Source organism: Eikenella sp. HMSC061C02, assembly GCF_001809035.1.
Taxonomy (GTDB): domain Bacteria; phylum Pseudomonadota; class Gammaproteobacteria; order Burkholderiales; family Neisseriaceae; genus Eikenella; species Eikenella corrodens.
In genome coordinates this window covers 1-14,190 of the sequence record NZ_KV795540.1, presented here as the reverse complement: position 1 = coordinate 14,190, position 14,190 = coordinate 1, and the positions used below count along the sequence as shown (strand labels likewise).

Below are 14,190 nucleotides of genomic sequence, written 5' to 3'. Positions count from 1 at the left end.
CCGTTTTTTCAGGTAGCCTTTTGGGTTTCAGGTAGCGTGTAAGGCGAAGTATTATTTGTACAGGAGCTGTCATAGATAATACGCCAATGTTTTACTGATGTGCTGATACTTGATTTGCCTGTAAAGGCTACCTGAAGGGTTGAGTGATTTGGCTATATGGCGATTAGGGAATCGATCAGCAGGCCGCTGCCGAAAAGTAGGTTGATAGCCAAAGCAAGGCGCACGATGTGTGGCAGTTCGCGCCCGACGGCGGCGGGGTTGGTGGCGGTTTGCAGGCGGTGCAGGTGAGTGGCGGCTAACGGTAGTGCGGTTAACCAGAAGAGGCCGCTAGGAATTTGCGGGGCGAGGGCAGCGTAGCAGATGAGGGCGGTGGTGAGGAGGAGTCGGTGCAGGGTTTTGCTGCGTTCAAAGCCCAGCCGGGTGGCAGGGGTGGTTTTGCCGGATTGGCGGTCGCTTTCGATGTCGCGCATATTGTTGATGTGCAGCACGGCTGCGGCGAGCAGGCCGCAACCAGCGGCGGGCAGCCAGCCTTCTGGCGGGCAGCTGCCTTGTTGCAGGTAGGCGCTGCCTTGCACGCCGAGCAGGCCGAAAAATAGGAATACGCTGATTTCGCCCAGCCCGTGGTAGCCGTAGGCATGGCGGCCTAGGGTGTAGGTGAGGGCAGCGGCGAGAGCGAGGCTGCCTAAGAGCAGGAAGGCGAGCCATTGCTGCGGGTGGCGCAAGCTGAGGGCGATGAGCGTGCTGCCGAGGAGCAGGGCGGCCAATATGCTGGCGGCGAGGAGACGGCGGATGTGTTGGAGAGGGATTTGGCCGCCGGCGGTGAGGCGTTCGGGCGCATTGGGGGCGCGGTGGCGGTCGGTACCGCGTATGCCGTCGCCGTAATCGTTGGCAATATTGGAAACGATTTGCAGGGCCAGCGCGGTGAGCAGGCTGAGCAGGAACACGCTGCTGCGCCAGCTTGCGGGGCTGCTGTGCCAAGCAATGGCGTTGCCGCAGCAAACAGCGGCAAGGGCCAGCGGCAGGGTGCGCGGACGAATGAGGCGGAATAGGACGTGCATGGCGGGAGTGGCTTGGAGGCTACCTGAAAAATTCAATTGGCAGTTTCAGGTAGCCTGATACGAAAAACGGGCATGATACCCGATTCTGCGCCATTGGGCTGGGGCTTGCGCTTTTTGCTTGTGTTGGGTCAAGAGGGAGAGTGAACAAATTGTCGGGCAGCTTCAAGCGTTTTCGGCTAGAATACGCAGTTTGGTTTCGGCACGGCTTGCTGCGTTGCCACCCCTGTTTTAACTTTGCTGAAGCTCCGCTTTTCAGGTAGCCCTTATCGGCCAAACTGATGCTTTTGCCTACCATCACGACCGCTTACTTTTTTGCCAAAATATGAACAATATCCGCAATTTCTCCATCATCGCCCATATTGACCACGGTAAATCCACGCTCGCCGACCGCTTCATCCAACACTGCGGCGGCTTGGAAAACCGCGAAATGAGTTCGCAGGTTTTGGACAGCATGGACATCGAAAAAGAGCGCGGCATCACGATTAAGGCGCAAACCGCCGCGCTGAACTATAAAGCCCGCAATGGCGAAACTTATCTTTTGAATCTGATTGATACGCCCGGACACGTCGATTTTTCCTACGAAGTCTCCCGCTCGCTTTCCGCCTGCGAAGGCGCGCTGTTGGTGGTGGACGCGTCGCAGGGTGTGGAAGCGCAAACCGTGGCCAACTGCTACACCGCGATTGATTTGGGCGTGGAGGTGGTGCCGGTGCTGAACAAAATCGACTTGCCCGCCGCCGACCCCGACCGCGTGGCGCAGGAAATCGAAGACATCGTCGGCATCGACGCGGTGGGCGCGGTAACCTGCTCGGCCAAATCCGGACTGGGCGTGGAAGACGTGCTGGAAGAAATCGTGGCCAAAATCCCCGCGCCCGAAGGCGATGAGAACGCGCCGCTGCAAGCCGTGATTATCGATTCGTGGTTCGACAACTATGTCGGTGTGGTGATGCTGATTCGCGTGAAAAACGGCCGGCTGAAACTGAAAGACAAAGTGCGCTTTATGTCCACCAAGGCCGAAAGCCAAGTGGAGCAGCTCGGCGTGTTTACACCGAAATCGGTGAACAGACAAGAGCTTAAAGCGGGCGAAGTAGGCTTTTTGATTACCGGCGTGAAAGAGCTCGGCCAAGCCAAAGTGGGCGATACGGTAACGCTGGTGCAAAATCCCGCTGCTGAGCCGCTGCCCGGCTTCAAAGAAGTGCAAAGCCAGGTGTTTGCCGGTCTGTATCCCGTGGAAAGCCACGACTACGAAGCCCTGCGCGACGCGCTGGAAAAACTGCAACTCAATGATGCTTCGCTGAAATTCGAGCCGGAAGTCTCTCAAGCGCTCGGTTTCGGTTTTCGCTGCGGCTTCCTCGGCCTCTTGCACTTGGAAATTGTGCAGGAACGCCTGGAGCGCGAGTTCGATATGGACTTGATTACCACCGCGCCCACTGTGGTGTATGAAGTGATTTTGAAGACTGGCGAGCATATTGAAGTGGAAAATCCTTCTAAATTGCCGGATTTGGCCACGGTGGAATCCATTTTGGAGCCGATTATCACTGCCACCATCCTGGTGCCGCAGGAATACGTGGGCAATGTGATGACGCTATGCAACCAGAAGCGCGGCGTGCAAATCAATATGCAGTATCTCGGCCGTCAGGTGATGCTTACCTATGATTTGCCGATGAACGAAGTGGTGATGGACTTTTTCGACAAGCTCAAATCCACCTCGCGCGGCTATGCCTCGCTGGACTACCATTTCAAAGAGTTCCGTGCCGCCAATTTGGTGAAACTAGATATTATGGTGAACGGCGACAAAGTGGACGCGCTCAGCCTGATTGTACACCGCCAAAACGCCGTGCAGCGGGGCCGCGAGCTGGCAGCGAAAATGCGCGAACTGATTCCGCGCCAAATGTTCGACATCGCCGTGCAGGCCGCCATCGGCAGCCAGATTATCGCGCGCGAAAACGTGAAAGCGCTGCGCAAAAACGTATTGGCGAAATGCTACGGCGGCGACATCACGCGTAAGAAAAAACTGCTGGAAAAACAAAAGGCCGGTAAGAAACGCATGAAGCAGGTGGGCAACGTGGAAATTCCGCAGAGCGCGTTTTTGGCGATTTTGCAGGTGGGCGATAAGTAGCCTGAAGCTTATCGAACTTATTTCAAACGGGAAAATATCAAAGTGGAACAATCCAATACAATCCTTTATGCCGCCATCGCCGCTTTGGTGGCCGGCATCGTGCTGTTTGCCGTGAGCGGGAAAACGCGGCAGGAAAACGGCGAATGGAGCGGCGGCCTGCAATGGGGCTACCTCCTGATGATGGTGGGCTCGTTCGGCCTCTTGGCCAAGCTGATGAGCCTCACGGCGGTGCTGCTGCTGCTAGTGCTGTTTACCGGCGCGGTGTGGCTGTGGGCGCGTGCGGCACGCAAGCAGCGCAGGCAATTGACTGATCACGCTGAAGCAGCGGAGCAAGACGACAACCATTTCCGCGATTATATGGGCAGCTTCTTCCCGCTGATTTTGGTGGTGTTTGTGCTGCGCACTTTTGTGGCCGAGCCGTTTCAGATTCCCTCCAGCTCGATGCGGCCTGGGCTGGTGAAGGGCGACTTTGTGCTGGTGAACAAGTTCAGCTACGGTATCCGCGTGCCGGTGTTGAACAATGTGCTGATTCCGGTGGGGCAGGTGCAGCGCGGCGATGTGGTGGTGTTCAATTATCCGGTGGAGCCGGACACCAACTACATCAAGCGCATTGTCGGTCTGCCGGGCGATGTGGTGGAATACCGCGATAAGGTGCTGACGGTAAACAGCAAAACCGAGCAGGATAATTTGGTGGGCGGCTACCAATATCCCGATGATTACAAACCGGAGCGGATTCTGGAAGCCACCCGCTTTTCCGCCGATTGGGAAGGCCGCCATTTCGAGGTGCTGAAAAATGAAAACGCGCCCACGGTTTCCATCCCCTTCTTGGCCGAATCCGCCAATAATTTTGCTGCAAACGGCTATCAAAGCGGCTTGCGCGAAAATTGCGAATACGAAGCAGACGGCAGCGGCTTTAAATGTACTGTGCCGGAGGGCAAATATTTCGCCATGGGCGACAACCGCGACAGCAGCGCCGATTCGCGCTACTGGGGCTTTGTGGACGACAAGCTGATTGTGGGCAAAGCGTTTTTCGTGTGGATGAACGTGGGCGATACTTCGCGCATCGGCAACACTATCCGCTGATAGGAAAGAAAAACCGGCCGGCTGGCCGGTTTTTGCTGCTTATGTAAAAGGCTACCTGAAAGTTTCAGGTAGTCTTTATCCTTGTTGTAAATCAGATGGATATGGTGCCTTACTTCACTCCTGGTAGCGACTATTTGGATTGATTCGGCTGGAGCCAGCGGAAGGCGCGGCGCAGTTCGGCGGTGCCGTTGGTTTCGTAGCAGCGGCCGTGGGCGAGGATGATTTTGTCGGGCTGCCAGGCGAGTATTTGCGCCAGGCTCTCGCGGGCGGCAGCGCGGTTGCGGAAGGTGGCGCGCCAGTCGGGCGGGGTTTTGCCGTCGGGCTCGGCGATGCCAACCCATTTCATTACCTGCGCCCAGAAGCGGTTGGAGAATTTGGCGGGCTCGAAGTTTTCGATGAGGTCGGCGAGGATTAGGGTGCGGCTGGCGCGGTGGAAGAATACGGTTTCAGTCATAACCGGGCTGCCGAGGAAGGGGAGCTGGGCAATGTCGTCTGCCCATTGGGCTGGGGCGCTGGAGCCCAAATCGGCATCGAAGGCTACGGCAATGCGCTGGGCGGCTGCGCGTTCGCGCACACCGAGGCTGGCCCAGGCTGTGGCTTGGGGATAGTGTTTTTGCCAAGCGGGGATGTGGGCGTAGTGGATGCGGTTGGGCGAGACGAGGTGGCGCACTTCTCCCAATGCGTTGATTCGGGATAACAGTTCCGGGTTTGGCTCGATGGGGGAGTGGCACCAGAGGCCGCCATCGGCGAGGCGGATAACCGTCATGCGGGTGCTGAAAGGGATGCTCAGGCCGAGCGGAAAGGCCATACGCACGATGCCGCCGTCGGCAATCCAGATATTGCTGCCGAAGGGTTTGAGGGTGTGTAGCGGGCGGTAGAGGTGGATGGGGGCGGACATGGTGTTTCCTTTTTTCAGGTAGCCTTGGATGGGGCTACCTGAAATGTTTTATTACCGTTTCGTGCGTTTGGCGAAGTTCATCAGGCTCATCCCGGTCACCACGGCTGCGCCGCCAATCAATAATGAGACGTGCGGCGGCTCGTGCAGCCAAAAGGTGGCGATGGCGATGCCGAATACGGGCACGAGTGCCATGTAGGCCGAGGCCGTGCCGACACCGAGCTGGCGGATGCCGTCGAAATACCAAAGATAGGCCAGCATGGTGGCGCCGAAAGACATGGCGGCGAGCAACAGCCACACCCGAGCGGGCGTGTGCTGCAGGCTGTGGGTGAATGCGCTGCCTTCGTAAAGCGTGGTTAGAAACAGCAGCATCAGTGCGCCGATGGCTACGGTGGCGGCGGTGGTTAGGAGGGGGCTGATGCCTTGCAGCAAAACGCGGCCGATGAGGGCGTAGCCTGTCCAACACAGCACGGTGGTGAGCAGCAGGTATTCGCCCGTGCCGAGGCCGCCGGCCAATATGGATAGGGGGTTGCCGCGCGCGATGGCGGTGAGTGCGCCGAACACGGCCAAGGCCATACCGATTATTATGCCGCCATTGAGCCGTTCTTTAAACAGCACGGCGGCCAGCAGCAGCGTCGGAATGGGGTTGAGTGCCACCACGGTGGCGGCCTTGCCGGCGGGAACGTATTGCAGTGCCTGCATGAAAAACACGGCATAGCTGCATACGCCGAACGCCGCAGCCGCGGCCAAACCCGCCCATTGGCGCAGGGTGAGCCGGAGCAGCGGGCGCGTGCCTTCTTTCAGCAACAGCCAGCCCACCAGCAGGATGGCGGCCAGTATGAAACGCAGCGTGGCAGCCGTGAGCGGGGGCATGGATTGAACCACGGCTCTGCCCCATGACCAGTTTGCGCCCCACAGCAAGGCCATGCCGAGGAGCTGCAGGTGCGGGCGTAAAGAATGTGTGTGCATAAATATCCTGTGTGTTTGGTTTTTTAAGCTACTTTTATTAGAGGCTACCTGAAAGTGAGGTTGCCGCACAGAGGAGGCGGCATTTTTAATCTTAGGGTTTGTCGGCGGCGAACACTACGAAATTGTAGTGCTGGAAATAGAGTGTGGGCGGTAGGCCGGCGGCGGTGAGCCATTGGAATTGGCCGGACAGGGTGGCCATGCGGTCGAGTTTGATGCGCTCGAAGGCGGCGGCTTTGGCTTCGGCGGACAAATCGGGATGGGCGGTTACGTGCCGCCGCCAGTGTTCGGTATAGGCGGCTTCGGCGGCTGCGGTTTCGCCCAGCACTTGGTCGGCGTTGATGAAGCGGCCGTTCGGGGCGAGCAGGCGGGCGATTTGGCGGAACAGGGTTTGCTTTTGCGGGTTGTCGAGGTGGTGGATGGCGAGGGAGGAGACGATGAGGTCGAAGCCGTTTTCAGGTAGCCCGCCACCGGGTGCGAGCCGGGTGAGGTCTTGTTCGATAAAGTGGAAATTTGGCAGGCCGCAGAAGCATTCTTGCGCTTTGGCGAGCATCTGCATGGAGATGTCGGCCAGGATGAATTCGGCCTGGGGGCAGCGTGTGTGCACGAAGGCGCTCATCAGGCCGGTGCCCGCGCCGAGGTCGAGCACGCGGCGCACGTTGGGCACGGCTGCGGCGAGATCGGCAGCGGTTTGGTAGAAGAGGTCGAAACAAGGGATGAGAGCGCGGCGCTGGCCGTCGTATTGTTCGGATACGGCGTTGAATTGGCTTTGGAGGGTTTTGGACATGGTTTTTCTCGGGCAGGCGGTTTCAGGTAGCCTGTTGGCATATGGGGGCTACCTGAAAGCGGGCGGTGCGGGTTTCGGCGAAGCTGAAACTATCGGCTCGGCCGTCCGCTTTATTCCGCCCAAACCACGGTTTCGGCGGCATCGCGGCGTGGTTTGGGCTGAATATCGCGGGCGCGGTAGCCGAAGGTGGCGGCCACGGATACGCCGTATTCGGCGGGGTCGAGCAGCCCGGCTTGGGCGAGGATGTGCTCCACAGCGGCGTAGTCCATGCCTTCTATGGGGCAGGAGTCGATGCCGAGCATGGCGGCGCCGGTGAGCATATTGGCCAGGGCGATGTAGCTTTGCTTGCTTGCCCAGTCAAATAGGGCGCGTTCGTCGTCGGCAATGGCGATATCGTGGATTTGGAAGCTGCGGTAGCGCTCAAGGGCGGCGGCGCGCTGTTCGGGGGTGAAGCCGCGCCGGTTCATCAGCTCGCTGAAAAAGGGGCTGTCGTAGCGGGCGTGTTTTTTCGCCAGCAGAATCACTAGGTGGCTGGCTTCGGCAATGGTGGCCTGCATGCCCCAGGCCACGGGCTTGATTTTTTCGCGCAGCTCTTGGTTTTGTATCACCAGAAACTTCCACGGTTCGGAGCCGACGGAGCTGGGCGAGAGGCGGCCGAAATCGAGGATGGCGGCGAAATCTTCGGCGCTGATTTTGCGTGCGGGGTCGTAGTAGCGGGTGGAAACGCGGCGGCGGAAAATATCGAGGGCTTGCTGGCGGGTGAGGATCATGACGGTTCCTTTCTATGGCGCTGCATGTTTATTGAAGGGATGATTGGTTTGGGCGGCGCAGAAATTGGCTCTGTGTGTTTTTCAGGTAGCCTGTTTGTTTTCCTGATAACGGTGTTCGGGCATGCCGATTTGGCGGCTGACAGGGTTGTTTGCCAGATGGAAGAAGCCGTCTTCGATTTCGTAGAGTGGGTGGCTCCAAAAGGCGTGGTCGGTAGCGGCATCGGGGTCGGCTTGGGTGAGCCAGTTTTGCAGTTGTGTGGCCAGGGCTGTGCCTTGGTCAAAGTTGTAGCCTTGGGCGAAATCGGCTTTGAGCAGGAATACGGCAGACATCAGCCGGCAATAAGTTTGTACAAACAAGGCTAGGCTGCTGTTAACCAATACCCATTCCTGCTCCCAAGCGTTTTCGGCGCGTGGCGAATACAGCCACACCGCATCATCTGCGGCCACCACGAAATAGCTGTCGCCATAGCCGTATTTGCCGAAGCAGCGGGCTTCGCCGCGCGGGGTTTGGATGTCGATGGTTTCATCGGGGAGGCGGACGAAGTGGAAACGGGCTGGCGGATAGTCGGCCAGATAGGCGATGCCGTCTTTGAAAACAGTATTGAGGCCGGCCGGCTCTCCGGCGCTATAGGCAGCGGGGCGGAGGATGGGAATATGGTCGGCAGTGAGGGCTTGGGCTAGGTTCATAGCGGTGTTGGGGTGGCATTTGCGGTGGGCAGGCTACCTGCAAGCCAAATTAAAACGAGGGTTTGGATCGATGATGGCGGAGGGTATTTTACACTTTCAGGTAGCCTGTTTCAGAAAGGCTACCTGAAAATTTGGCCACGCATTTAACTGCGCTTAAGCTTCGCAAAAATCCAGCTTCAGCTGAGCCGAAACTTCGCTTTCAGGTAGCCTTTTGCAGTTGAAACCTGCCTACAGTGCGGGCAGCCATTGGCTGAGGGTGTAAATCAGCAGGCCGACCAGGCCGCCGACTAAGGTGCCGTTGATGCGGATAAACTGTAAATCACGACCGATGGAAAGCTCGAGTTTGTCGCTCATTTGGCGGCTGTCCCAGCTTTTCACTTTGTCGGCGATAAATTCGGCGGCGGCGTGGCGGTGGCGGCGCACCAGGCTGCGGGCGAGCAGGGCGAGGCGCACGTTGAGGCGGCGCAGCTGCTGCGGGGTGGCGGCGTGTTGCTGCAGCAGGTAGGTAAGCAGGCTGTTCAGCCGGCGGGCAGTAGCAGAATCGGGGTGTTGGGCATCGGCGGCGAGTCGGGTGGTAAGGCTTTGCCACAGTTGGGCAATTTGCTGTTTCAGCCCGGGGGAGTCGGCCAGGCGGCGTTTGGCCAGGGCGAGTTTGCGCTGCCAGGCTTCTGATGTGGCGAGCTCTTGGGCGAGGGCGCGGTATTGACGGCGGAAGACGGTGCGCAGTTCGTGCTGCGGGCTGGTGAGGGCGGCTTCGAGGTAGTTGTCGGCCCAGTCGAGGGCTTTTTGCGCCACCCAGCTGTCGATTTGGCCAACGAGGCGGCCGCGCAGCTGGGCTTTAAGTTTGTCCCAGGTGTCGGGTTGGCTGGTTTCGATTTTTTCAGCCCAGGCGCGGAGGTTTTCTTCGAGTAAAACGCGGGTGTCGGGCTGTTTGATCCAATGGCGGATTTGACCGAGCAGGGCGGTTTGCAGGCTTTCAGGCAGCCCTTGCTGTTCGAGCAGGAGCAGGGCTTGGGAGAGGGCGGTGCCGAGTTGTTTGCCGCTGCCGTGTGTGGCTAAAAAGGCGGCGCCGAGACGGGCAGCTTCTTGCGGTGGGATGGTTTGCAGGGCGGCGGGGATTTGGCGGGCGAGGGCGGGCAGCCATTCTTGGCGGGTGCTGCTGCGCGCCAGCCAGCGGCGCAGTTTTTCGGCGATGCGCAGGCGGTAGATGCGGATGGCGATGGGGCGCTCGGGCAGGAAGTTGGTTTCGATGAAGCGGCCGAGCTCGTCGGCAATGCGGTTTTGGTTGCGCGGCAGGATGGCGGTGTGGGGGATTTTGAGGCCGAGTGGATGGCGGAAGAGGGCGGTTACGGCAAACCAGTCGGCCAACGCGCCGACGGTGGCGGCTTCGGCGAAGGCTTTCAGGTAGCCCAGCGCGGGGTGGCGCTGCACGAACAGCGCGGAAACGATAAACAGCAATACGGCAGCCAGCAGCAGACCGCCGGCCTGGCGGCGGCTGCGTTGCAGCCTGGCGCGGGCGGCGGCTTCTTGGGCGTGGCCGGACAGGATGTTCATGGCTATAGGGCGCGCTCGGAATAGAGCGGCACTTTGCTCTCGGCCGACAGGCGTTCGATATAGGCCTGCAGCTTGGCGGGGAAGGCGATGCCTTTCACCAGGGTGAGGTTGCGCAACACGGGGAAAATGATGATGTCTTCCATGCCGGGGGCGCTGCCGTTGAGATAAGGTTGTTTGCCCAACAGCGCGGCCAGCTCGGGCAGGGCGAGATGGATGCGCTCGAGATAGGTGTTGGTTTCGGCTAGGTTTTGCTCGAAGCTGCCGATGTTTTGCTCTTTTTTCTGTACGAAGTAGGCAATGGCTTCGGCGGTGGCGAATTCGGGCAGCGGAGGCTCGAGTCGCACTTCGCGCGGCATCACCAGATGGTTGTAGAATTTGTTTACTTGGTCAAACCAAGCCTGCACGGCGGGGCGGATGGTTTCATCCAACCGGGCTTGGCCGGCGAGTTCGTCTACATAGCGCACGATATCGAGGCTCTCGCCCATGTGGCTGCCGTCGGGCTTTTGCAGGATGGGCACTTGTTTGGCGCCGATTAGTCCGATGGGCGTGGCTTCGTCGTCGTTCAGCAAAACGATTTCTTCCACCGGCACATTGCGCAGGCCGAAAATCATGCGGGCGCGCACGCAGAAGGGGCAGTGGTCGTAGATATAGAGCTTCATGGCGGTTTCCTTGGCGGGGTTTGATTTCAAACAGGCAGATTGTAGCACGGCGGCAGAGGGCTACCTGAAAGTATCGCGGATTAAAAAGGAGCCAATGCTGTCGCATTCTTAAATTTTATTCGCTATGTCTGCCAGCCCAAGCCGTTGGCCTAGCAGCGCCGGGCGAATGTTCAGCGGCGCGGTTTGCTGTTAAAATCCGCTTTCTGTAACGAAACGGCAAAGCATCATGAGTATCGCCAACAATAAAAAAGCCTTTCACGATTATTTTATCGAAGACCAGCTCGAGGCCGGATTGGTGCTCGACGGCTGGGAAGTGAAAGCCGTGCGCGCCGGCCGCGTGCAGCTGAAAGAAAGCTATATCCACTGGAAAAAAGACGCGTTTTACCTGGTGGGCTGCCACATCACCGCGCTGCCCACCGCCTCCACCCACGTTAAGCCCGATCCGGTGCGCCAGCGCAAGCTGTTGCTCAAGCAGAGCGAAATCAATAAGCTGATCGGCAAGGTGGAACGCAGCGGCTACACCCTCGTGCCGCTCAACCTGCACTACCGGCGCGGCTACATCAAAATGGACATCGGCCTGGCCAAAGGCAAAAAACAGCACGACAAACGCCAAAGCATGAAAGAAGCCGATTGGAAGCGCGAAAAACAGCGGCTGTTGAAAAACCGCTGAGTTGTTTGCGTGTCCGATTAAAGGCTACCTGAAAGCGCCATGCCGCCAGATTTCAGGTAGCCCCACCTTCAGCAGGAGCCCCTTATGAAACAATCCTCCCTTTTCCTCCCCATCGTGCTGATTATTTTCGGCGCCGTTTGGTTTCTCAGCAGCACCGACATCCTGCCCACCACCGCCACGCTGCTGGCTCTCGCGCTGGTGTTGGGCGGCCTTGCCCTGCTGCTGCTCGACGGCATCAACACCCAAAGCATTGTGCACGGCCCCATGCTGATGTATATCGGCGCCGCGGTTTACCTGCGCAACCAAATGTTTATCAACACTGCCCCGCTGGCGGCGCTCGGCATGATGCTGCTCGGCGCACTCATGCTGCTCGCCCGCAGCGGCATCGTGCCGCAAAAATACGGCGCCCACGGCATCCTGCTGCGCCGCAAACGCCGCAACGGCGAACAGGAATAACATCCAAGGCTACCTGAAAAAGTTTTGGCCTGGCAAAAGCCCGGCCAAAGCCTCGTTTTCAGGTAGCCCTTACCGAAATTATTAGGAAAAACAATATGGCTATCATCATCAAAACCCCCGAAGAAATCGAAAAAATGCGCGAACTCGGCCGCCTGGCCGCCGAAGCCCTCGACTACATCGGCGATTTCGTCAAACCCGGCGTTACCACCAACGAACTCAACCAGCTGGTGCACGATTATCATGTAAACGTGCAAGGCGGCTACCCCGCGCCTCTGCACTACGGCAATCCCCCCTTTCCAAAATCCTGCTGCACCTCCGTAAACCACGTTATCTGCCACGGCATACCCGACGATAAACCACTGAAAAACGGCGATATCCTCAATATCGACATCACCATCAAAAAAGACGGCTTCCACGGCGATTCCAGCCGCATGTATACCGTGGGCACCATCAGCCCGCAGGCGCAGCGCCTGATCGACATCACCCACCAAAGCATGATGGCCGGCATCGAAGCCGTGAAGCCCGGAGCCACCCTTGGCGACATCGGCTACGCCTGCCAACAAATTGCCGAAAACGCCGGCTACTCCGTGGTGCAGGAATTTTGCGGCCACGGCATCGGCCGCAGCTTCCACGAAGACCCGCAAGTCGTCCACTACGGCAAAAGAGGCACCGGCCCCGTGTTGCAGCCAGGCATGATTTTCACCATCGAGCCCATGATCAACCAAGGCAAACGCCACCTGCGCATCCTCGAAGACGGCTGGACCGTGGTGACCAAAGACCGCAAACTCTCCGCCCAATGGGAACACGAAGTGCTCGTTACCGACACCGGCTACGAAATCCTCACCATCAGCCCCCGCACCGGCCGGCCCTAATCCCGCCGCTCCGCCCCATTCCGGCCAACCAGCCGAACCGCATCCGCGCTTGGCTGAAACTATCATTTCTCCGCGCCAGGCAAGCCTATGCGGCAGGAAGAAATAAACGTTTCAGCCACCCCCGATTTTTCAGGTAGCCTTTTCCCTTCGCCAAGTCCCGCCATGAACCGCACCTACCAAATTTTCTATTCCTTCTACACCGACGACGCCCACATCGACGGCGGCAGCCCCATTACCGTGTCCGCTGCCGAGCTGCCCCAATATTTCAGCCGCCTGCAGCAGCACCACGACTTCCTCGGCATCATCGACCGGCACGACAACACCTTCCAAATCCTGCTCGAAGAATTCAGCGGCTTTTACTGGGGCGAAATCCCCGACCCCGTAAAAGTGGGCGCGCACGGCCGCTTCTACAGCGCCGAAGAGATGCTCGAACTGCTGAGCAACCTGCCCGCAGAATTCGTGCCGCAAAACTTCGAAGGCCTCAGCTTCGAGCCTTGGCACGAATATTTTGAAGACACCACCTACGGCAAAGAAGCCCAGCTCCTGTTTGAAAGCAGCGGCGACACCGGCGAAATGGTGCGCACCGCCGAAGACATCTGCGAATCCTGCCGCCTCGGCGCATGGGACAACCTCTGCGACGACGGCCTCGCCCTCCTGCAAAGCGAACTCCCCACCAGCCCCGCCGCCTACACCGAAATCAACTACCAGCGCCTCTGCCGCAGCCTCGATTGGCTCGAAGACCTCGTGGCCGAAAACGGCGCATTCGACGAAGACAGCATGGACGATTTGTGCGACATGCTGCTCGAACGCATCGTTGATCTCGACAACTACCGCCAGCCAAGGCACTAGGTATAGCCCATCGAAAGGCTACCTGAAAGCGTATAGGGCGGGGTTTATGCCAGCCAAACCGCGAAAAGGCTACCTGAAAAATGTTTCAGGTAGCCTTTCTTGCAGGAAAGTTTGTGCGGTGTAGGGTGCGTGCCTCAGGCACGCACGCCGTTGCCCATTATGCCAAGTTGCCGTATTCCCAAGCCACGTGCGTGCGTTCCGCACACTCCCTACATCCCACACATGAGCAGGCTACCTGAAACTATTTTTTCAGGTAGCCTGTTGATCGGGCAGGGCGTAGGTTGGGTTGGTAAACCCAACATTTCACTTTAATTTGTTGGGTTATTCCTGAGGCTAACCAAACCTGCTTACTTATGGAGCTTGATAAAAGGTAACACCAAACTGTTCATATTCTCCAATAATTTCAACAATAAATTTTTTATTGGGGTAGTTTGTTATTAAATGGTATTCCCAGTTTTTTTTAATTAGATCGGCAACATTTTTATAAGTTTCATCACTGGCAGTTTGAGAAGTATTAAAAAAGATATCATATAATATAATATAATTAATAGCTTTTTCAGCTTTTGAAATAGAAAGAAAATTTCTTATTCCTTCATCAAATATTTTTTTAATTTCTTCAATATCTTCATCTGTTTCTGCCCACCAAGATAAAATTACCCTATCCTTATATTCTATCGTTTTTGGACAAAGAATGTTTGAAAATATCTCAATATCTTCTGCATATATATTTAAACTAGGGGCTTAGGAAGCAAAATTTATTTTAAAGGA

14 protein-coding genes are annotated in these 14,190 nt (G+C 57.6%); 6 read left to right on the top strand and 8 right to left on the bottom strand.

All coding sequences use genetic code 11. The features are described from left to right. Positions 1-152: 152 nt before the first annotated feature. Positions 153-1,058, bottom strand: a complete 906-nt coding sequence (gene menA, locus HMPREF2541_RS03525) for a 1,4-dihydroxy-2-naphthoate octaprenyltransferase (protein ID WP_064086982.1) — start codon at positions 1,056-1,058, stop codon at positions 153-155. Between the two features lie 322 nt (positions 1,059-1,380). Between menA and lepA the strand changes: the two genes are divergently transcribed. Together lepA and lepB are read left to right on the top strand one after the other, a co-directional pair. Next, the gene (lepA, locus tag HMPREF2541_RS03520) at positions 1,381-3,174 is read left to right on the top strand and encodes a translation elongation factor 4 (RefSeq protein ID WP_003823096.1); all 1,794 of its coding nucleotides are present in this window, start codon (positions 1,381-1,383) and stop codon (positions 3,172-3,174) included. A gap of 42 nt (positions 3,175-3,216) precedes the next feature. Further along, positions 3,217-4,257, top strand: coding sequence for a signal peptidase I (gene lepB, locus HMPREF2541_RS03515; protein ID WP_064086981.1), 1,041 nt, complete (start codon positions 3,217-3,219; stop codon positions 4,255-4,257). A gap of 130 nt (positions 4,258-4,387) precedes the next feature. Here the strand turns inward: lepB and HMPREF2541_RS03510 are convergent, their stop codons facing one another. The 7 genes from HMPREF2541_RS03510 to HMPREF2541_RS03480 form a co-directional block, all read right to left on the bottom strand. Next, on the bottom strand, positions 4,388-5,155 hold the full coding sequence (locus HMPREF2541_RS03510; RefSeq protein ID WP_064086980.1) for a DUF4336 domain-containing protein: 768 nt from the start codon (positions 5,153-5,155) through the stop codon (positions 4,388-4,390). Positions 5,156-5,206: 51 nt separating this feature from the next. Further along, positions 5,207-6,121 carry a DMT family transporter gene (locus tag HMPREF2541_RS03505; protein WP_070541749.1) on the bottom strand — a complete coding sequence of 305 codons (915 nt, stop codon included), beginning with the start codon at positions 6,119-6,121 and terminating at the stop codon, positions 5,207-5,209. Between the two features lie 91 nt (positions 6,122-6,212). After that, positions 6,213-6,905, bottom strand: a complete 693-nt coding sequence (locus HMPREF2541_RS03500) for a class I SAM-dependent methyltransferase (RefSeq protein ID WP_070541746.1) — start codon at positions 6,903-6,905, stop codon at positions 6,213-6,215. A 110-nt stretch (positions 6,906-7,015) separates the two neighbouring features. Further along, the gene (locus tag HMPREF2541_RS03495) at positions 7,016-7,675 is read right to left on the bottom strand and encodes an NAD(P)H-dependent oxidoreductase (RefSeq protein ID WP_049258825.1); all 660 of its coding nucleotides are present in this window, start codon (positions 7,673-7,675) and stop codon (positions 7,016-7,018) included. Positions 7,676-7,756: 81 nt separating this feature from the next. Continuing rightward, complete coding sequence (locus tag HMPREF2541_RS03490) at positions 7,757-8,362, bottom strand: SUKH-4 family immunity protein (RefSeq protein ID WP_070541743.1); 606 nt, start codon at positions 8,360-8,362, stop codon at positions 7,757-7,759. Between the two features lie 228 nt (positions 8,363-8,590). After that, positions 8,591-9,916 (bottom strand): DUF445 domain-containing protein, encoded by a 1,326-nt coding sequence (locus tag HMPREF2541_RS03485; RefSeq protein ID WP_003823086.1) that lies wholly within the window; start codon positions 9,914-9,916, stop codon positions 8,591-8,593. 2 nt (positions 9,917-9,918) lie between these two features. Further along, positions 9,919-10,575, bottom strand: coding sequence for a GrxB family glutaredoxin (locus tag HMPREF2541_RS03480; RefSeq protein ID WP_070541740.1), 657 nt, complete (start codon positions 10,573-10,575; stop codon positions 9,919-9,921). A 223-nt stretch (positions 10,576-10,798) separates the two neighbouring features. Here HMPREF2541_RS03480 and smpB point away from each other — a divergent pair, with 223 nt between their 5' ends. The 4 genes from smpB to HMPREF2541_RS03460 all read left to right on the top strand — a co-directional run bounded on the left by smpB (position 10,799) and on the right by HMPREF2541_RS03460 (position 13,422). Continuing rightward, positions 10,799-11,245 (top strand): SsrA-binding protein SmpB, encoded by a 447-nt coding sequence (gene smpB, locus HMPREF2541_RS03475; RefSeq protein ID WP_255361181.1) that lies wholly within the window; start codon positions 10,799-10,801, stop codon positions 11,243-11,245. An 84-nt stretch (positions 11,246-11,329) separates the two neighbouring features. Next, positions 11,330-11,701 carry a hypothetical protein gene (locus tag HMPREF2541_RS03470; protein ID WP_003823083.1) on the top strand — a complete coding sequence of 124 codons (372 nt, stop codon included), beginning with the start codon at positions 11,330-11,332 and terminating at the stop codon, positions 11,699-11,701. Positions 11,702-11,796: 95 nt separating this feature from the next. Then, positions 11,797-12,573, top strand: coding sequence for a type I methionyl aminopeptidase (map, locus tag HMPREF2541_RS03465; protein ID WP_003823082.1), 777 nt, complete (start codon positions 11,797-11,799; stop codon positions 12,571-12,573). A gap of 87 nt (positions 12,574-12,660) precedes the next feature. Next, positions 12,661-13,422 carry a hypothetical protein gene (locus HMPREF2541_RS03460; RefSeq protein WP_141744192.1) on the top strand — a complete coding sequence of 254 codons (762 nt, stop codon included), beginning with the start codon at positions 12,661-12,663 and terminating at the stop codon, positions 13,420-13,422. The last annotated feature ends 768 nt before the right edge of the window (positions 13,423-14,190 follow it).

What these genes read in the sequence shown, in the direction of transcription:
- menA (WP_064086982.1), bottom strand. Translation starts at nt 1,058, where the DNA reads ATGCACGTCCTATTCCGCCTCATTCGTCCGCGCACCCTGCCGCTGGCC.
- lepA (WP_003823096.1), top strand. Translation starts at nt 1,381, where the DNA reads ATGAACAATATCCGCAATTTCTCCATCATCGCCCATATTGACCACGGT.
- HMPREF2541_RS03510 (WP_064086980.1), bottom strand. Translation starts at nt 5,155, where the DNA reads ATGTCCGCCCCCATCCACCTCTACCGCCCGCTACACACCCTCAAACCC.
- HMPREF2541_RS03505 (WP_070541749.1), bottom strand. Translation starts at nt 6,121, where the DNA reads ATGCACACACATTCTTTACGCCCGCACCTGCAGCTCCTCGGCATGGCC.
- HMPREF2541_RS03500 (WP_070541746.1), bottom strand. Translation starts at nt 6,905, where the DNA reads ATGTCCAAAACCCTCCAAAGCCAATTCAACGCCGTATCCGAACAATAC.
- HMPREF2541_RS03495 (WP_049258825.1), bottom strand. Translation starts at nt 7,675, where the DNA reads ATGATCCTCACCCGCCAGCAAGCCCTCGATATTTTCCGCCGCCGCGTT.
- HMPREF2541_RS03490 (WP_070541743.1), bottom strand. Translation starts at nt 8,362, where the DNA reads ATGAACCTAGCCCAAGCCCTCACTGCCGACCATATTCCCATCCTCCGC.
- HMPREF2541_RS03485 (WP_003823086.1), bottom strand. Translation starts at nt 9,916, where the DNA reads ATGAACATCCTGTCCGGCCACGCCCAAGAAGCCGCCGCCCGCGCCAGG.
- HMPREF2541_RS03480 (WP_070541740.1), bottom strand. Translation starts at nt 10,575, where the DNA reads ATGAAGCTCTATATCTACGACCACTGCCCCTTCTGCGTGCGCGCCCGC.
- HMPREF2541_RS03470 (WP_003823083.1), top strand. Translation starts at nt 11,330, where the DNA reads ATGAAACAATCCTCCCTTTTCCTCCCCATCGTGCTGATTATTTTCGGC.
- map (WP_003823082.1), top strand. Translation starts at nt 11,797, where the DNA reads ATGGCTATCATCATCAAAACCCCCGAAGAAATCGAAAAAATGCGCGAA.
- HMPREF2541_RS03460 (WP_141744192.1), top strand. Translation starts at nt 12,661, where the DNA reads ATGCGGCAGGAAGAAATAAACGTTTCAGCCACCCCCGATTTTTCAGGT.